The organism is Frateuria sp. sgz306004, assembly GCF_057750885.1.
The window spans coordinates 20,264-39,253 of the sequence record NZ_JBYLFE010000011.1; the positions used below are offsets into that span (position 1 = coordinate 20,264).

13 protein-coding genes are annotated in these 18,990 nt (G+C 57.2%); 6 read left to right on the top strand and 7 right to left on the bottom strand.

Annotation, left to right across the window (positions count from 1 at the left end):
- The first annotated feature begins 654 nt into the window (after window positions 1-654).
- From AC3G2C_RS18800 to AC3G2C_RS18810, 3 genes are all read left to right on the top strand, one after another.
- Window positions 655-1,668, top strand: a complete 1,014-nt coding sequence (locus AC3G2C_RS18800; RefSeq protein WP_488386157.1) for a catalase family protein — start codon at window positions 655-657, stop codon at window positions 1,666-1,668.
- Between the two features lie 553 nt (window positions 1,669-2,221).
- A complete protein-coding gene (locus AC3G2C_RS18805; RefSeq protein ID WP_488386158.1) occupies window positions 2,222-2,722 on the top strand; it encodes a hypothetical protein in 501 nt (166 codons plus the stop codon).
- A gap of 463 nt (window positions 2,723-3,185) precedes the next feature.
- The gene (locus AC3G2C_RS18810; protein ID WP_488386159.1) at window positions 3,186-4,724 is read left to right on the top strand and encodes a LuxR C-terminal-related transcriptional regulator; all 1,539 of its coding nucleotides are present in this window, start codon (window positions 3,186-3,188) and stop codon (window positions 4,722-4,724) included.
- An 86-nt stretch (window positions 4,725-4,810) separates the two neighbouring features.
- Here AC3G2C_RS18810 and AC3G2C_RS18815 read toward each other — a convergent pair whose 3' ends face one another.
- Together AC3G2C_RS18815 and AC3G2C_RS18820 are read right to left on the bottom strand one after the other, a co-directional pair.
- Entirely contained in the window at window positions 4,811-5,422 is a 612-nt protein-coding gene (locus AC3G2C_RS18815; protein WP_488386208.1) for a response regulator, read from the bottom strand.
- A 157-nt stretch (window positions 5,423-5,579) separates the two neighbouring features.
- Complete coding sequence (locus tag AC3G2C_RS18820) at window positions 5,580-8,723, bottom strand: sensor histidine kinase (protein WP_488386160.1); 3,144 nt, start codon at window positions 8,721-8,723, stop codon at window positions 5,580-5,582.
- Window positions 8,724-9,276: 553 nt separating this feature from the next.
- Here AC3G2C_RS18820 and AC3G2C_RS18825 point away from each other — a divergent pair.
- Genes AC3G2C_RS18825 through AC3G2C_RS18835 form a run of 3 tightly spaced genes read left to right on the top strand, consistent with a single transcriptional unit; the run spans window position 9,277 to window position 11,850 of the window.
- Window positions 9,277-10,680, top strand: coding sequence for a cytochrome ubiquinol oxidase subunit I (locus AC3G2C_RS18825; protein WP_488386209.1), 1,404 nt, complete (start codon window positions 9,277-9,279; stop codon window positions 10,678-10,680).
- A gap of 19 nt (window positions 10,681-10,699) precedes the next feature.
- Window positions 10,700-11,707 carry a cytochrome d ubiquinol oxidase subunit II gene (gene cydB / locus AC3G2C_RS18830; protein WP_488386161.1) on the top strand — a complete coding sequence of 336 codons (1,008 nt, stop codon included), beginning with the start codon at window positions 10,700-10,702 and terminating at the stop codon, window positions 11,705-11,707.
- 2 nt (window positions 11,708-11,709) lie between these two features.
- Window positions 11,710-11,850: a DUF2474 domain-containing protein gene (locus AC3G2C_RS18835; protein WP_488386210.1), complete on the top strand. Its 141-nt coding sequence runs from the start codon at window positions 11,710-11,712 to the stop codon at window positions 11,848-11,850.
- Between the two features lie 194 nt (window positions 11,851-12,044).
- On the opposite strand, the gene AC3G2C_RS18840 is transcribed toward AC3G2C_RS18835, so the two are convergent.
- The 5 genes from AC3G2C_RS18840 to AC3G2C_RS18860 all read right to left on the bottom strand — a co-directional run bounded on the left by AC3G2C_RS18840 (window position 12,045) and on the right by AC3G2C_RS18860 (window position 18,622).
- Window positions 12,045-13,454 (bottom strand): TolC family protein, encoded by a 1,410-nt coding sequence (locus tag AC3G2C_RS18840; RefSeq protein WP_488386162.1) that lies wholly within the window; start codon window positions 13,452-13,454, stop codon window positions 12,045-12,047.
- The gene (locus tag AC3G2C_RS18845) at window positions 13,435-15,366 is read right to left on the bottom strand and encodes an FUSC family protein (protein WP_488386163.1); all 1,932 of its coding nucleotides are present in this window, start codon (window positions 15,364-15,366) and stop codon (window positions 13,435-13,437) included. Before AC3G2C_RS18845 ends, AC3G2C_RS18840 begins: the two co-directional genes overlap by 20 nt.
- Window positions 15,350-16,348 (bottom strand): hypothetical protein, encoded by a 999-nt coding sequence (locus AC3G2C_RS18850; RefSeq protein ID WP_488386164.1) that lies wholly within the window; start codon window positions 16,346-16,348, stop codon window positions 15,350-15,352. Before AC3G2C_RS18850 ends, AC3G2C_RS18845 begins: the two co-directional genes overlap by 17 nt.
- A 39-nt stretch (window positions 16,349-16,387) precedes the next feature.
- The gene (locus AC3G2C_RS18855; RefSeq protein WP_488386165.1) at window positions 16,388-16,675 is read right to left on the bottom strand and encodes a YtcA family lipoprotein; all 288 of its coding nucleotides are present in this window, start codon (window positions 16,673-16,675) and stop codon (window positions 16,388-16,390) included.
- Window positions 16,676-16,912: 237 nt separating this feature from the next.
- The gene (locus AC3G2C_RS18860; RefSeq protein ID WP_488386166.1) at window positions 16,913-18,622 is read right to left on the bottom strand and encodes a thiamine pyrophosphate-dependent enzyme; all 1,710 of its coding nucleotides are present in this window, start codon (window positions 18,620-18,622) and stop codon (window positions 16,913-16,915) included.
- Window positions 18,623-18,990 lie beyond the last annotated feature (368 nt).

The following is an 18,990-nucleotide window of genomic DNA, read 5'->3' on the forward strand; positions in this document are numbered from 1 at the left end:
TGTAGCAATTACCGACCTATTGTCACGCCGCCAATGTGACGAAGAAAACGAACGACAAGCTCACCATGACCCGAAGCCACCAGTTCCTCTGCAGTCCGTCCGCCGAGGCTATTGATAGGGTCTTCCATATACCAGCGAAGAAGATCCATCGCGTCGGGTTCAATTCTGGCCGCTTCCTTGATGACTGCGATGAGGACGCGACTGACGTCTGTAGACTTAGCGTGGGTGTGGTCAGCAATAGAAGGGTCATGCCCAGGCGGATTCGCGTCCGTGTTCACTATTGACCCTCTCTTGCGGCGTCACCGCCTAAGAAGCGAACGCTTCAAAGAACTCTTACTCCATGCCTACGTACGCTCCACACCGACGTTGAGCCCGAAGTCCCTCTAGAAAGCTAAACTCGTCGTCAAGTCGTTCAATGGCCCTTCAACATTGGGACATGCCGACGCGATCGCGAACAGCCCCCTATTGGGGGCGTCCAGCCGTATCTGGCAGAGAGAGACTGCGCTCAGTGCGAATCCCGAGCTTCCCCCAAAAAGGGGGGATTGGTCACTATCAAAAAGGAGCGACACTTGTGGGGGATTAAAGGTCATCGCCAGCGAGAGCCTTCGGCGTAGTCGCGGCGATGCTGGCCAGGTCCACATGAGGATACCGATCGTGAAAAACACAGAACAACGCGCGTGGGCAGAGGTGTATGACGGAGGCAGCCTCGAAGCCGAACGAGAAGTCTTTCATCAGCTTGCACAGGCAATGCTGGATATCCAAGAAATGAACCGAAAGTCCGCAGGCGCTTCACATGCGATGCGGACGCTCCATTCAAAGATCTTGGTCGGTGTGACTAACGCTGAGCTGCACATGGACTTGGCTCTTCCGAGAATATTTCATGTCGGACACTTCATGCCAGGCGCAGTTCTTCGCGCTTCCGTCCGGTTTTCTAACGCAAGCGGCGTACCCAAGCGGGATGATGTGGCGGACATGCGTGGGATAGCGATCAAGCTCACCCTTCCGGATGGCGAGGTACACGATCTACTGATGACGAACTATCCAGTCTCGCACGCGCGTAACGCCAAACAGTTCGTGGAATTTGCAACGATAGCGATGGGAGATCAGACAACATTCAAAGAACGACTAGTTGCGCACTTCGGCGCCGACGAGGCCATGCGAATGATCACAACGGTGATGAATGGCATGCGTCCCAGTGCGGGACTGCAAACTGAAGCCTTTTGGGGTCGCGGCGCCCAACTTTGGGGCGCATCTCCGGTACGCCTGATGCTTCGCCCTTCTCCTGACTCAGGTATAGAACAAAACGAAGCACCTCCGGCGACCGCAGACGGGTTACGCGAGGGCTTTGCAAAAGTGCTGCGTAGTCGGCCCGTAGCGTATCGGCTCGCCATCCAATCCTACGTCGATGAAGAACACACGCCGATCGAGGACGCTGCCGTCGAATGGTTCGAGAGCGTGGCGACTCCAATCGAGGTGGGCACCCTCGTGATTCCATCGCAGAATATCTTGAGTGAAGACGGCCTGCGTGACTTGGCTCACGTGGATGAGCTCGCATTCAATCCATGGAATGCCCCAAGCCTCTTTCGGCCATTGGGAAATATTAATAGGGCGCGCGGCGAAGTGTACGGAGCAAGTGCGAAAAATTGGAGCGCCGCCCCTCGCTGCTGACCGCTATCTCCGCTCAGCTCCATTCGGGTCCTGGTCTGAAAAACAGGACCTTTTTTTTCGATGGAAGGGACGAGCACCACTGTGATTCTACGCGTCAATCGTGGCGCGATGTCTCTTCAAGCAATAGCGCATCTTCTCTCCCGCGAAGCAGGCCAGGGCCGCCAGAAGTCCGGTTAGGGTGTAGCCGATGTTCGCTTACGCCCAATGCTTAGGGATTGCGTATCCGAGCCGTTTTCCCCGATCACGGGCGGATCGGACAGATCGCCACGATGGCTTTGGGGCGGACCTGCGGCCTTGTTGCGCTTGAGAGATCATCGAATCGAGACTGGGCAGGTTGGCCGACAGTCTGCATAGAGCCTGAGCTCCCCTATCCCCCTGACGGGGGCTTATCAGCGAAGCCTGGTTGAGATGTGATCGCGGCTTCCAATGAGAGGGGCCGTGGGCAGATGTAACGCGGTCTATGACTCCTGTAGAGAGAGCGCTGGGGAGCTCCCAGAGCGACTGGCCGTCGCGGTCAATTCAATACCGAAGAAACACATCAGCCGAGGTGGCAATGAATATCTGGGTTGTTTTGGTGACAACGGTGCATGTGGCGCTATGCCTAGTAGCGCTGCTGCTGGGTGCCCGTGCGGTCTATCGTTATGCGCTTGTAGGGCGCAAGCCGTCAAAAGAGTCGGCGTTCCTTTACACAGACCTGACTGCGACGCTGACCGGCTTTGGGTTACCGTTTCACGGTGTCACGCCAGCCATCCTCATCGGGCTGATTTCCATCGCCGTGTTGATCGCAACATTGCTAGCCCGTACGCAGATAAGCAGCGGAAAACAAACGCTGGTAGCGATATTCGTCACGGGCTTGATGACCAGCGAATACTTACTAGTATTCGTCACAATTGCGCAGGCGTTCACGAAGGTCAAGGCTCTGCATGCACTTTCGCCGACGCTCAAGGAAGCACCATTTTTGCTGATACAAGGGCTAGCTCTGGCCCTGTTTGTGCAACTGACTGCGTTATCGATTCGACGTTTGACCGTCCATCGTATCGCCGAAGGGCCGTAACCGGCGCTTGTCGCACTGCTTACGTCAACCACGTCTTTTGTGGACTAGGGCGTTTACGGCCACGAGCATTGGTTCGCGGACATCCTCGCGCTTGCGCCAGAGAAGACGTTGGAACCACCAGTGGCAGAGGCACGACTAGCATTTATCGCTCTGTAGGTCGTATCAGGTAACCTGCGAGTCGATAGCAAATGCCTATGGCTCTGCCGCACATACCCACCTGCGCCTGTTACCTCGGCATTCCGAGTAAAAACGACGCCCGACACTTTTGAGTCGGGCGCCGCCCTCTTTGTGGCCACTAACGATACCCCTTAGAAGGCATCGCCCGCGCTGCCTAAGGCGTACGTTAGCTTCGCAATTAGTTCGCTGTGACGTGGGTCGATAAAGAGTTAGAACAAGCCACACCACAGACTCATCTGCTGTGCTATGCAAGCTTTCGAGGTGACTCATGAATGGGTGCGTCCGTTTGGATGACATCAGCTATCAGCGGCCACTTGCGGTTGTGAAAGCGCCATGCTTTGTCGATCTTCATTCCGGCGTAGAAAGTGTTACGCATACGCGCGAGCTTCTTGATGCAGCTTGGCTAGCGGCCGAACGTTTTGAGCGTGATGAACTGATGAGGCATCTTACCGTCGTCAGATCGCTGATTCAGCGCCAGGATCTGATCGAACAACGATGGACCAGTCGTGACGAACTGGAGGCGCTTCTAGCGATCGGTTTCATTTGGCAGGACGATGCCGAGCGCGCTCTGGAGTTGGCGCGATCCGTGGTATCACGATCGGCGACAACGTGCTTTCGTTTGCTCTTGTTAACGGTCATACGCTACGCCTGTTGGAAGACCCGAAGGCTCGACCTGTTCTACGAACTTTCAATGCCTCGGCACTACTGTGGGCGCCTGAATATGCGGGCGCTCAAAATCATCAATCTCTCGATTGAGGCTGCGGCTGAAGCCGAGCAGCTTCGACTGAAGTTGGCGGAACGCAACGCTCGCCGGGCTTTGGAATTGGGGGATCTCGCGTTCGGTATCGATGCCAACGCTTCGCTGCCATCGCGCTGCGTGCTCGCGACCATCGCCTATGAAATGGGTGAGCAGGACGAGGCCCTCACGCTAATCCGCGGCAGGGATGCAGCCATTGATCAATATGGATCTGTCGATACCGCACTATGGGGCATGACGGTGGCCATCCGGGTGGCGATTGCGAACGGGCATGCTAAACACGCGCTGGCTCTGATTCGCAGAGGCCAAGTGGCAAGCAGGCAACGCGGCTGGAAGACGCTGGCGGCACATCTTGCGGAGCATGAGGTCACCCTGCTCATCAAGGAGGGAAATTTGTCGTTGGCAACCCAGGTGCTTTCCCACGCATTGCAGCGCGATCCGCTTGGTTCCCAATTGGATGTGCCGATAGACAGATCGGCGTGGCCTTTGGAGGCTGCCCGTCTGCGACTAATGTTTGCCACCGGCGATCGCACCGAAGCGGCAGACGGGTTCACGCGCCTAAGTTGTTGGCTGAACGAGCGCAACCAAGGGACCTTCGCCGTACGGTACGCAGCGTTGGCGGCAGCCAGTTTATTTCATAGAGAACACTCAGACGAGGCTTGTGCAGGTTTACTTAGAGCCCTCGAGAAGGGTGCTTCAGCAGGTCTTTTTCGCACCTTCGTCGATGAGCTTGAATACATAGCACCTTGTCTGCGCAGGATTCGCGCAGCGAAGAAGCACCAGTTGGGTCATCTCAATGCATATATCAATGCGATCCTTGCCACCCGTAGCGCCCTGACCGCAATTCCCGAGGATAACCTCAATCAAAACCAGGCTCGAATACTTAGCCGGCGCGAAGTAGCGGTGCTTCATCTAATCAGCAAAGGGTATTCCAACAAAACGATCGCGCGGGATTTGTACATCACACCAGAGACCGTTAAGAGTCACATTAAGCGTATTGCGCTTAAACTATCTACCAAGACGCGCGCGGAGGCTGTCGCTTTAGGAAAGTCACTTGGCATTATCTGACCAAACGGCAGTTGGACCGGGTGAGCCAAGTCCCGCTCCTAGCGACTCAGTGGGCTCTGACGACAAATGACGAGCAGCAGCTAGAGCTACTCCACTGCGTCGATGAAGCCGCGACCGATAGCGATCATCACCGCGTGGGTTCGATCGTCGGCGTTGAGCTTGCGCATAATGCTCTTCATGCGCGCCTTGACCGTGTCTTCGGAGATGAAGAGCGTATTGGCGATATTGCGATTGCTGCGGCCTTGGGCGACCAGCTTAAGGATGCTCGTCTCTCGCTCCGTCAGCGGCTCCTCACCAATGTGGCGGGCAACCTGTTGTGCCACGTCTGGAGCGATAGTGTGCCGACCGGCGAGCGCACTACGGATGGCACGGACGATCTCCTGGCCGCGGGCTGTCTTGAGGAGATATGACGTTGCGCCCAGCGCGAATGCCCTCGCGACTCGGGCATCCCCAAGGAAGCTCGTGAGAACAATGATAGTGGCGTCCGCGAATTCTCCGCGGATGATAGATATGGCCTGCAAACCGTCTATTTCAGGCATCTGTAGATCGATGAGCAACAGATCCGGCCTCAGGTCGCGAAAGCCCTGAATGGCTTCCTTACCATCTCCGGCTTCACCGACGACAACCATGTCATCTTCTGCAGAGAGCATAGACCGAAGGCCATCCCGAATCATGGGATGGTCGTCGGCAATAAGGATGCGGAACCGCTGTGCCTCTTCGTTCAAGGTCTCATCCAAACACGTGATAGATGCCGATGATTAGAGGAGATGGCGCGATCGAATTTACGTTTGGGATCGTTTAAATATGCACAACTAGGCGCGATATATCAACGCTCGAAAGGGTATTTAATATGCTTCACGCACCAGCTTTTTCCGTTTGATGTCTTCTCGGCCATTGCTGCTTCCACCGTTGGATTCGGCTCGCGCTCCCACGGGAAGGAGAGAGGTAGGCTCCACGTCTAGGGACGGTCAAGCGGATGGTGGTACCTGGTGCCGACACATCTATCTTAAGGCGCGCGTTGATCTTCTCCGCACGCTCCTGCATACCCGAAATGCCCCAATGGCCCGCACGCTGTCTGGCCTCCATAAGCTCTCTGTCGATACCCACCCCATCGTCGCTAACAACAATCTGAAGCGTATTCGCTTCATAGATGATCGTCACAACGACATTGTCTGCATCAGCGTGATGGTAGGCGTTAAGGATGGCCTCACGAGTGATGGCGAAGATCTCAACACCAGCTTCCTGACGAATAGGCAAAGGCTCCCCTTCCACACGCAAGGAGAAGAGGGCTGGGGAAGTTGCAGACGCGGCTTGGCCGACAGTGAGCAATTCCGAGACAAGATCCAAATCGCGCCTGTCTTCTTGCCGGAGGAGGCGAATTTTGTCGCGGCCCTCAATCAGAACGTCGCGCATCTTTTCCTCGATCGCGGTGGCCGCATCGCGTTGATGCGGGGCAAGGTCGGTTCTACGGGCCCAGAACTCTATTTGCATTAGCAGACCCTGCATGCCTTGCAACAGCGTATCGTGAAGCTCGCGGGCGATGCTTTCGCGCTCTTTGTGTTTGGCCTCGAGGCTGAGACGCAGGCGCCGAGAGAGATGGCGAAGCCGCAGAGCTATTGCTAGCCATAGGGCGACCAAGATAGCCAACACGCAGATACCCCTAAACCACTGGGTCTGGTAGAAGGCGGGTTTGATGTAGAAGACCAAGTGCGCGTCCTCTTGGTTTCTGACTCCATCGTTGTTGGAAGCTGCGATATCGAATTGGTGCATTCCTGGTGCCAGATTTGAATAACTGACTTCCCGACGTGTTCCAACTTCCTTCCAGTCATGGTCGACGCCAAGCAGACGCACTTTGACGTCGGTGCGCTCCGGTATGGAGAGGCTGAGTACCGAGAATTCGATATCAAGGTTACGCGTCAGCGCCGGAAATACCAGTTTGTCATGTGGACCGTAAGCGATGTCGTTGGCGGCTACTCTCGTAATGGCAATCGATGGCGGAACGGGATTGCTTACAAGCTGGCTTGGATCCAGCCAAACCACGCCATTGATGGTGGCAAACCACAATCGTCCGTCTGTGCTTTTGGCGATGGTTGGATGACCGTAGTGGATATCCGGGGGACCGGGCAATCCATCTAAACCATCAAATTTCGTGAGAGTTAGAGCATGTGAGGCATCGCTCTCGGCTTGGACAACATCCCTTGATGGCACGCGGTAAACGCCTGACATTGTGTGTATCCACATGTCACCGTTAGAAGCGAAGACGATGCCGGTGATCGTTCCCAACGACGACGGTTGAGACAGCCGAACGACCTGCATGCGCATCCCATCCATAAAACCCAGACCTTCACTTCCACCCACCCAAAGGCGTCGACCGTTACTCATAAAGGCGCCTATACTGCCGATGGTTACTCCTTGATCTGCACCGAGCAAAGAGACCTTACCGCCATCGATAACTCCGATGAGATCAATGTTCGAACGACCTCGCAAATAGCCGTACCAAACGCGTCCGCTGTCATCCGCATACAGTGCAGATGGAGGACGATTTACTTTGGGGATTGCGAACGGCACCCAGTGGTCTCCATTGAGATTGAACAAGCTATAGCTACCGCTCGTCGAATTCTCCGATAAACCCCAAAGGACATCACGACTGTCCTTGACGATCGCCGTCATGTAGTGCAACGGCGACGTCGAGTGCGCGAGCAGCTTAGTGCCTGCGCGGTTACTTACCCAGATATCAAACGAATTGCCTGAATATTCGCGCGAAAAATATGTATTACCGTCGCGATCGGCATAGATTGCATCCACTGATCCTGGGATCGATGTACTGAGATGCCCATCCTTCAGTTTCTGGGTATCCTGTAACTGCATTCCAGCCCAGACCGAGCCATCCTTCCCGGCCGTGAGCGCGTACATGCTGCCGTTTTGGGGAAACGGCGATCGGGCAAAGTTACTCCGACTGAAGCGATCAATGCCGTGGCTCGTTCCCACCCATAGATTGTCTTCTCGATCGACCAAGAGCGTCCAAGTAGCGTCCGAGCTGAGGCCGTTTGAACTATCGAACTTGCCGATAGCCAATGCGCCCTCTGCGGCCCCTGGCTGATCGTTTAGATATGCTGCTGGGATTTGCTCAATGCCGCTTTTCTGGGTCCTTAGCCAAGCATTTCCCTGTTCATCGAATGCCAGGTTGCGTGCGACCAATGCGGTCAGCGCGCCGGCGTTGGATCTGATTGGTGTAGGCGCACGAGTGTCCCACCGCTCGATGTTGCTTTCGGTGTAGCAAACCCAGACGCTTCCGTCCTTACCTTGCACAATGTCTGAGACGAAACCTTTCTTGTTTGATGTCTCCAATGTCGTGAACCGCGTTGCATGCGCCGGCCGATAGAGAAGTTTGTCTAGCGTGCCCGTCCACACGTTTCCGTTGCGATCGACTAGTACGCGGGTAACAAATTCTTTTTGAGCCAAGATTTCTTGGAAGCCTTCGTCTGGAACTTTCCATCGCTTCCCATCAAAGGTCATGACATTGGGCGCAACCGAAGCCCAGATACCACCGCCCGGACCATCGACGAACTGACTATTAATGGTGCTGACCGGTCCATGTTCCTCGGAGCTCGCATGCGTAATGGTGTCGCCTTTGATTTCGTAGATAGGCCCGTGCGAGTAGCCCAGCCAAAGGCCGCCATCCGCCCCGGAGAAAACGGTCATGAGCGGAAGTTTTGGCAGAGCAACGGAACCGATTTTTTCGACGTGTTGGAAGCGAAGGCCATCGAAGCGGAACAAGCCTTCAGACGATCCAATCCAGATAAATCCGTCTTTCGTCTGCGCTAGGCTGGTAACGCCTACAGGCGCGCCGTCGCGTGTTGTCCATGCCGAGTGCTGGTAACGATCCAGTGTCCATGGGCGGGAATCGGCGCGCGCCAAACTCGGCGCCGCCAGCGGAGTGGCCAATACTAGCCACAACACCAGGATCAGACGGTCAATCTTGTTGAACCCGATAGCCACCGCGGTACGCCCTATGTCGGTACGTAGATTTTTCCGCCAGGACCGCGTCAGCCCCGGTCGTTTAAGAATAACCCATGCCCTCGCTTACGGATCGGGATGGCCGGGCGCCAGTTTTGTACAACCGCCCCACTAGTCACAGCCATGACACATGCGCTCGACAGGCGTTCGAGCTTGGGTCCGGGCTGACTGGAAACAGGAAATGCCCCCTTTCGGGGGGCCGCTTTGCAGCAGCGCATCGGGGATCCTAGACGTAGGAGAGTGGGCCCAACCGAGTACGTCGGCAGTGAGGGTCAAAGCATCCCATCGAAATGACAAACATGCCTTTTCCAGCGAATCGACAGCGCAGGCTAGATGCATCGTCTTTCGATTGCAGGCCCTGCTAGTTGCGATGCCGAGCCGATCAACATAATCGCTAGCCCCATCACTCCTGGCTGCCCGGTGACATCTGCGAAGGTTAACGCGCTTACCGTCACGCTACTAACCCGCATATAGCCGGCTCAGCCCCTTTTGATCGCGAGCCCGCCACGCGCCCCGAGGACCCAATATGTTTGGCTTGACGTCGCTCGAATTGTCGAGAATGCAGTTTGCCTTCACGGTGTCGGTCCACATCATCTTCCCGGCCATTACCATCGGCCTGGCCAGCTTTCTGGTGGTGCTTGAAGCCTTATGGCTATGGAAGAAAGAGCGCGTTTACCAAGACCTCTATCAGTTCTGGATGCACGTCTTTGCCGTCAATTTTGGGATGGGGGTCGTTTCAGGCCTAGTGATGGCCTACGAGTTCGGCACCAACTGGAGCCAGTTCTCTTCAATGGCTGGCGGTATTACGGGACCACTGCTTGCTTACGAGGTGCTGACAGCATTTTTTCTTGAGGCCGGCTTCCTCGGCGTCATGCTGTTTGGTCGCGACAAGGTGGGGCCTGGCCTGCACTTCTTCGCCACGGTCATGGTAGCCGTCGGCACCTTGATATCCACCACCTGGATCCTGGCGTCCAATAGCTGGATGCAGACTCCGCAAGGCTTTGCCATCGTCAATGGCCGCGCGATCCCGGTTGACTGGCTGAAAGTGATTTTCAACCCCTCTTTCCCGTTCCGCCTGGCTCATATGACGGTGGCGGCATATCTATCGACTTCGCTATTCGTCGGCGCTTCAGGCGCGTGGCATCTCCTGAAGGGACACAGCAACGAGGCAGTGCGCACGATGCTGTCGATGGCCATGTGGATGATCGTCATCGTTGCGCCCATCCAAATTTTTCTGGGTGACGCGCATGGCCTGAACACGCTCAAATACCAACCCGCAAAAATTGCTGCCATCGAAGGGCACTGGGAAAGCAAGGGAGACAGCAGCCCGTTGGTTCTAATTGGGTTCCCCGACATGGAAGCTGAAGTAACCCACGCTGCCGTGGAAGTGCCGCGTCTGGGCAGCATCTTGCTTACGCATAGTCTTCATGGGCAAATCCCGCCATTGAAATCCTTTCCCAAGGCCGATCGACCCAATTCGAGCATCGTGTTCTGGACCTTCCGCCTGATGGCGGGGCTCGGCTTCTTGATGTTTCTCCTCGGTCTGTGGGGTGCCGTGCTGCGCGCACGCAAACGCCTCTATACCTCGCACCTCTTCCTACGATTTGCAACGCTCATGGGCCCCAGCGGCTTGATCGCCCTGTTGGCCGGTTGGATGACCACTGAAATTGGCCGCCAGCCGTGGGTGGTTTATGGGCTGCTCCGAACGGAAAACGCGGTTTCGAACCATTCGGCCGCAGCCGTATCCACCACACTGGCCATCTTCGTGGTCGTGTACGTCTTCGTGTTCGGCACCGGCGTGAGCTACATGTTGAAGCTTGTAGCCAAGGGGCCGCACGGCGTCCGCGGCGCGCACCGACTGGAGCAAAACCAAGTCAGGCGTCCGGTGCGACCGCTTTCCGCAACGCCGGACAACATCGATCCTGCGATCACCAAATGAACTGGCTAGGGGTGAACTGATGGGCATTGATCTGCCACTTATTTGGATGGTCATCATCGGCTTCGGGCTGATGATGTACGTCATCATGGACGGCTTCGATCTGGGTATCGGCATGCTTCTGCCGCTGATACGCAATCGGGAGGACCGCGACCGGATGGTTAACACGGTGGCGCCCGTGTGGGACGGCAATGAAACGTGGCTTGTCATGGGGGGAGCGGGACTGCTCGCAGCGTTTCCTACGGCCTACTCCATTTTGCTTAGCGCGCTGTATTTTCCGCTCATCTTCATGTTGATCGGGCTGATCTTGCGCGGCGTCGCTTTCGAATTTCGTTTCAAGGCGGACGAAGCGCACAAGCCGTTCTGGGACAAAGCCTTCACGTGGGGATCATTCATCGCCACCCTCTCGCAGGGTATCGCTTTGGGTGCCATCATCAACGGCTTTAGCGTGGACAACCTGGTCTTCACCGGAGGCGCGCTCGATTTCCTCTCGCCCTTCAGTGTATTCACAGGCCTCTGTCTCGTTGTCGCCTATGCCCTCCTGGGCACGACATGGCTAGTCATGAAGACCGATGGCTTCATCCAGGGTCTCATGCGCAGGGCGGCACAGCTGCTGCTCACGATCTTGCTGGTTGCTATAGCGATAGTGAGCGTGTGGACGCCTCTGACTCATCCCGGTATCGCACAGCGATGGTTCGTGTTGCCGAATATCGCGTTCTTCTGCCCCGTGCCGATCTTGGTTCTCTTTACATCCTTGGCCATCGTGAGGTCGTTGCGACGCGACGGTCAGGCAAAGCCGTTTGTCTTGACGCTGTTTCTTCTGTTCCTGGGCTATACAGGGCTGATTATCAGCATATGGCCCCATATCGTCCCGCCATCCATCTCGTTCCGCGACGCAGCCGGGCCGGAGCAGAGCATGGGCTTCGCCCTTGTGGGCGCCCTACTGATCATCCCGTTTATCCTTGCCTACAGCGCCTGGTCCTACTTTGTGTTTCGCGGCAAGATCGGAACGACCGAGGGCTATCACTGATGATGGGCGCAGCAACGCCGGTCAGTCTCTGGATTCGCCGTTTCGGCTGGCTTATCGCCATATGGCTAGCAGGCGTCTGCTTCTTGGCCGTCGCGGCGTCACTGCTACGCTTGATCATGAAGCTATGTGGTATGCAAGGCTAACCCGTTGTAGATGCCTACGCTGGCGCGGCGCCCTGCGTTGGAGCAGCGCAAATCCTTGAAGTCCCATTCTTCGACGCATCGGGAACGCAGGCCAACGCGCCATCGCGATTCGACTTCGTCAGATGGCCCCATAAGATCGGCAGGACGGTGGGATCAGGCCACAAAGCCTGCGAACGGGCGCGAGAGACACTAGGCTAAGGCCCCATGGTGCGCTGACCAGTTGCCAGCGCTAACGCGGCTTGCGCGATCATGACGTCTGCATTGGCATCTTCCTGACTGGCTTCAGCCTGAGCGAGCGCTGCCTCGTCATTGGTTAGATCGGTGACGCTGGCCATGCCGTGCCTGTACGAGTCAAGAGAGGCCTGATACGCGATCTCGGCCGCCTGGGTGTATTCGACCGCCTGCTTGCGATTGTCCACACTGGTTTTGAGGTCGTTATAGCTTTGCACGACTTGCTGAACGGCGAGATTCTTGGTCTCGGCCAATGCGTCTTCCGCTTGTGCTCTCTCCGAACTGGCCAGGGATAATTTGGTTGCGCGCGCTCCACCGTCAAATAGCGGGAGCTCGAACGCTACGAAAATACTGTTGCCAGTGAGATTGATACTGGAGAACGGACTGTTGTCGCTGCTGGTCTTGCCGATGTTCTGGTAGACCTGGGCTTCGATGCTGATGGTAGGGTGGTAGTCGGCCTTGGTGACCGCAACCTTTGCGGCTGCAGCTGCCACCTTGCTTTGCGCGGCGAGAATGTCCGGCCGATTGCCCATGGCGGTATCGATCAGCGCCGCAAGAGTGGGTCTCTGGACGGCGTCCAGGCTTACGCCTGAAGGTGACGACAGTTGAAACTGCGATTCCGCGGGCAGCCCCACCGTGGCCACTAGCATCGCAAATGCTGTCTGCGCACCGCCCGAGGCTCTCGTGAGGGTAACTTGCGCAGCCGCTGTCTGCCTATGGGCTTCGGCCACCTGAACTACCGTGGCGCGTCCATGCTGCTTCTGATCGTTGACGGCTTCTTCCATGAGCTGGGCCGCGTGCAAGCCTTTCTCTGCCGCACGCACCTTTCCCTGTGCAGACGTCACGTCGAAGTAGGCGTGTGAAACGTCAAACACGAGCTTCTCTTGCGCTCCCAATAGGCCAGACTCAGCGGCCAGAGCCAGCTGCGTGGCTTCCTCCACCTGGCCCTTCTTGCGGCCAAAATCAAATAGCAGCCACTTCAATTGAAGAGAAGGAATAATCTCGCGAGAAGTCGATACGATGTAGCCACGAGGCGAGACGTTGCGCGTAATCGGTAGAGGCGTGTGCTCGTTGCCAGCCAGGGCTTTGATGTTGACTTGCGGGGCGTACTGAGCCCTCACCAGGGACGTTTCGAGATGAGCGTGAAGTGCCTGCTGCTCTGCCTCAAGGTACGAGGGATTGCTCTCCAGCGCCACGCCAATCAGATCTTGCAGTGAATAAACCTTTTGCTCACCGATGAGCTTCGTCGTTGATACCGTTGAACGGGAGTCGTCAAACTGTGCATATACTTGCCCCGCTCCACCATAGAGCGCTAGAGCAACAGCCAGCATCCGACGCCGAAGTGTTCGGTGCTCAGCCGGGACGCGCGACATGGCCAAGATCCTCTTCAAGTTGAGCTCGGGCTTGATGTAGCAATGAAGATGTCGTTTCTGGTAGGTCTGACATTCTTGGCGGGGCTTGGCCGGGATCGAGCAGCGCATCGATCTGTAAAGCGAGCTGAGTATCCGCCTCTGTCATCGCAGTGCCATGCGCTTCTGCGTCACGCACACGTAGAAGGATGAGCGCATGCGTCGCGATGCGCTCGGCGGCGTCGAGTGACGGTTCTTGCTTGTTTTTGCTGATGTTTCGCCATTCGAAGGCGGCGCGTGCCTGCATCGTGTCGGCGCGCGACAAGTCCTGCTGGATCTGAAAAAAGCCTTGGTGCGATCTTCCATGCGAGCTTCGCAGCATGGCGCTGATCTTTTTCAAGGCAGCTGCACGAAAGGCGCGCGCTTGTTGGTCAGCACTTACAGGCCATAGGGATGCGAAGACCAGCGTCACCCATAGGTTGCCTATCAGGATGCCGACGGTGCGATCGCGCAAAACCGTGAGATCCGTGTTCGGTCCGTAGTCTTGCAGTACGCCCAAGAAGAAGGCGAAGGCCAGTTGCATGCCGCCATAGCTGATCGCTTGACTTCCCGTGGATATCCAGGCGGCGAAAGCCGATACCGCAGCGATCAACAGGCAGAGTTGCCCGATATCCGTTAGCAGCGGTATGACAAAGACGATGCACAGACCGGCCATCAGACCGCCGATAAGAGCGCCAGAAGCACGCAGCATGAACTTATGCATGCTCTCGCCGAACGTCGACAGCGACACGAAGAAGCAGGTGGTAACGGCCGTGCGGATGCCCGGCCAGTCAAGCAGCGTATAAGTTGCGTACGAGGCGAGCACCGCCAGCATGACTTTGATGGCGAAGCGCGCGTGTCCACGGTTCAGAAGAGCATCGGGCACCAGGAAGCCATGCGTGCCCGTCGGAGCCGGCTCGACTTGGGCAGCGACAGCAGACCCATCCCGGGCGCAGTCGAGGAGCTCACGAACGGCTAATTGCAGTGAGCGTCCAGTCGCCTGCGTCGATGGCTTCACGGGGTCAAGTGAGGAAGGATGCTCAGGGTCGGCACGCGAATGGCGTCTCCGGACGAATGCTGTTCCGGCGGCGCGTATGGCCGCGGATGCGTTGCGCCGGGTGTCCAGGCCGTCGTCTGACAGCTGCGAGGAAATCGCCAGGATCTCAAGTAGCAAGGCAATCAGGGTGTCGTCCTCCTGGGCAAACACCCTTAGCTTCTTGTCCCATTGAAGCGCCTTGCTCTTGAGTTGGCTAAGCGCGATCAGTTCATCGCGCACTCTGCTTGCCGGCTCAGTGGAAGGATCTTCGACATGGCGAGCCAGGCGTTCGAACAGATTTGCCGCGCGCTTTTGTGACAAGGCCACGGGGCTTTCGCCAAACAAAAGTTGCATGGTGGCGGTGACCGTGATCGGTGCCGCCACCACTACCCACAGCCAGAGTAATTGATGGGTCAGCGGATCGGTGAGAGGGATTTCATCCGCCAGCGTTTGGGTCAGTACCAGTATGTAGCCGGACAAAAACGCAATCGGCCCCAACGAACTGGTACGGGTAAAGAACGCACCAGCAAAGGTGCTGAGTGCGAGAAGCGGGATGCGCAGCGCTGGCTCACCGGCATCGAAGATGTAGAACAGCAGCGAAATCGCTACCGCGATGGTGGCCGCGACGACGCCGCCCAGTGAGGTCTTCAGGGTGGACGCGGCGTCTTCCTGGCTGGCGATAAAGACAAGATAGGCAGCGTAAGCAGGTAGCGGAACCTTGAATGTCATGGTGATGGCTACCATGACGGCACAGCCAAGCGCGATGCGTGCGATGGAACGTCGACGCTCGGGCGTGAGCGCCAGCTCTCGACCTATGAATGACGAGATTCGATCCGTCGCGGTTTCAGCTTGCGTGATCATGTGTCACCCGCACCGAAGCCGTTGCACCAATGCGCAGGAAAGACGCGTCGCTGCGTCGCAAATGTATCCATACGGGAAAACGCTGCGCCACCACCACCCAGTTGAGATTGCGGTCTACTTGCGGCAAACCCGGTCCCACGGAACCGGTGGGCTGCACGCCGGGACCCAGGCTTTCGACCGATCCGGCAAGCGGCTGGTCGTCATGGCCCATAATCCATACCGTGGCCACGTCCCCCGCGTGTAGATGCGCAAGGTCTGTTTCGCGGAAGTTGGCGACGGCGTACCAATTGTCGTCATCGATCACGGTCAGCAGCGGGTGCCCCGCCGTGGCGAAGGAGCCCAGCGCCAGGTTGAAACCGACAACGCGCCCATTGACAGGGGCGGTGATCGTCGTTTCTCTCAGTTCACGCTCGGCCAGCTGCTGTGCCGCAATGGCTCCCAGCAACTGCGCTTTCAGGCTTTCCACATCGCCGATGGCTTCCTTCGCTTGCGATGCCTGTTGAATGGACGCAGCCAATTGTGCTTCCGCGCTACGCTCATCAGTCTGCGCCTGATCCAGCTGCTGTGCGGTGGCGAAGCCCCGGGCAGCGAGTGGCTCGAGACGCTTTCGCGTGTCCCGCGCAAGGGAGACTTGCTGGCGTGCACGATCCACCTGCCGCGCGGCAGCCTCGGCCCCGGAACCTTGGGAAGCCACTTGTCGGCCGGTAAGGTCGATCTGCGCCCTCAGTGCAGTTACCTGTGCTTTTGCCTGTTCCAACTTGTATTGAAAGGGCTCGGGATCGATGCGCAAAAGCACATCGCCCTTATGCACGACTTGATCATTGCGGATTTGGATCGCAACGATGCGACCGCTTACCTCGGGCGTGAGCAAGGCGCTATAGGCGTAGACATAGCCGTCATGCGTGCGTGGCCGCTGGTCCACAACGATCACACACACGACGATGAGTACCAGCGCCAGAGCGAAGGAAAGGAAGGCGATCACGCGTGCGGCAAGACGCTTTGTAGACATGTGCGTCTCTCCTCAGCCCAACCAGAAAAACCAGACCGCCAGGGTGATGGCGATCCAGAGACTTAGATATACGAGCACGGGAACGGGAAGATCTTTGTCGATATCGGACTTGACCAACACAGCACGCAAAACAAAGGTGCCAACGATGCCGACCAAAGCGCAAAGCATCCATGTCGGGAAGTAAGACCCCAAAATGTTTCGCGATGGCGATTGGCTGCATGCGCAGAGCGACACAACGGCGACTATCAGCGTCACCGTGCGCGTTGCCCAATGGAAAGTTTGCCTGTGAGAGATGTGCATCCGACAACCCCCTGTGCGAGTCGGGCTGGCCAAGGTCGTGTGTCGACCAAGGTGATGAGGCAACGGGGCGTGTCCGACGGCATCTTGTCGTGGGCCCGGCACTGCCCGCTTTAGGACGATTTGCTACAACCGTGTGCAAAATGGCTGCGTCAATCGCGGGAACGCTCTGGAAAAAAGCCACCCCGAAGGGTGGCTCCGGAAAGGCCTGTGAACGCGGCTGCGTGCGGCCCAGAAACCTCAGATATTTTCGCGAATCATTTCCAGCACATCTGCGCCACGTCCGTGCAGAATGGCGCGCGCGGAATACAAGGCCATGCCTACCACCGGCTTCAACTCAATCATGGGTGGCTTCACCAGCTCCAACTGATTGACGATGACGTTGAGCAAACCAGGGCCCGGCTGGGCCAGCAACTCTTGGATCGCGCCATCGAGATCGGCAGCTTTATTGACCGTTTTCCCCCACAGCCCGATGGCCTCAGCCACCTTGCCGAAGTCCGGATTCTTGAGCTTGGTGAAGGTGTCCAGGATACCTTCGGCCTTCTGCTCGATTTCCACAAAACCCAGCTTGCCGTTGTCGAACACGATGATTTTGACCGGTATATTTTCTTGAATGGTCGTGATCAGTTCACCAAAGAGCATGGTGAGGCCACCATCGCCGCAACAGGCGATGACCTGGCGGTCAGGGGCGGCTTTTTGCAAACCAAACGAGCTGGACAGGGCGGAGGCCATGGTTCCGTGGAGCAGACTGCCGAAGATGCGTCGCTTGCCGTTGGCGTCGAAATGGCGAGTGGCCCAAACAATGGGTGATCCGTCGTCAGCGACCAACACGGAGTCGTCGGCCGCATACTTATTGATGCGCGACATCAGGTATGAGGCGGGGATGGTGTCGTCGTGACCCGGCTTGAGGTGCTTCTGGGTTTCCTCGATAACCTTCTTGTAGCGATCGACAAATTCCCCAAGGAACGACTCGTCCGGATTTTCTTCCAGATGCGGAAGAAGCGCCTGCAGTGTTGCCTTGACGTCGCCCACCGCCCCGAGCGACACGTGATGGCGTCGGCCCAGGTGCGTCGGCTTGATGTCGATCTGCACAATCTTGGCGTGGTCTGGGTAGAACTGGCGCCAGGCAAAGTCGGCGCCCAGCATGAGTAGCGTGTCGCACTCCAGGATGGCGTTGTATCCGGCTTCGTTACCTAAGATGCCGGTCATGCCGACGTTGTACGGGTTATCGTAGGCCAGTGCATCTTTAGCACGAGACGTATGGGCGACTGGCGCCTTGAGCCTCTCAGCCACCGCCTTGATCTCGTCGAGCGCACCTTCGCAACCGGACCCCGCATAGATGGCGATCTTCTGACCCTCGTTGAGGATCCTCGCGATGTCGCTGATTTCCTGGTCGTTCGGTCGAATAAGCGGCTGCGCGTTATGCACGCGATACGGGAAGTCCTCTTTCACCTCGCCATGCGAGATATCGACTGGCACGATGAGAACCGCGACGCCCTTCAAGGCGATCGCCGCTTGACACGCCGCCACGACTTTTCGGCGTGCTTGTTCAGGCGTATAGATCTGTTCGCAGTAGACCGAACACTCTTTGAATAGCGACTTGAAATCCACTTCCTGGATAAATTCAAAGCCAAGCTCGCTACTCATGACCTGGCTCGCGATCAGGACCACCGGCGAACGATTGCGATTGGCCTCGTACAGGCCGTTGATGAAGTGCAGGCTACCGGGACCACACGAGCCGGCGCATGCGGTTAGTCCGCCAGTGAACTGAGCTTCGGCCCCAGCTGCAAATGCACCGGCTTCTTCGTGGCGCACATGGACCCACTCGATGGAACTCCTGTCCAAACTTTCCGCAAACAGATTGAGGGTGTCGCCAACGATGCCGTAGCAGCGTTCAACACCCGCCTGTTCCAGGACCTCAACGAGAATTTCAGCGACTTTCTTGCCCATGGACGTACTCCGGGAAACAGATAAAAGCAGGGTTACTACCCGGCACACGCCAGGCAGCTCTCGGGTGTCAACCTGTCACGCTTGCTCGTTCATCAACGTGTGACGGCGCGTTGTGATGCGCGGAGTGTGCCCCTGGGATAAGCAGTGCCCTATCCCCCTGATGGGGGTTTTGCATCATCGACACGTCGTCTTTTGAGCCATGCCCGACCGGGGCGGTGACCCCGTTACGTCGCGAAGCGCGCGGCAACGCCTTGGCGGCCATCCAAGGATTTCTCAACCCTAGCAAGCGGCGCGGTGCTCGCTGCGTGTCCGCGGCACTGGCGAGCTCTCATTTCATGCCACCGACCTGGCGGACGCCTACGAGAGAT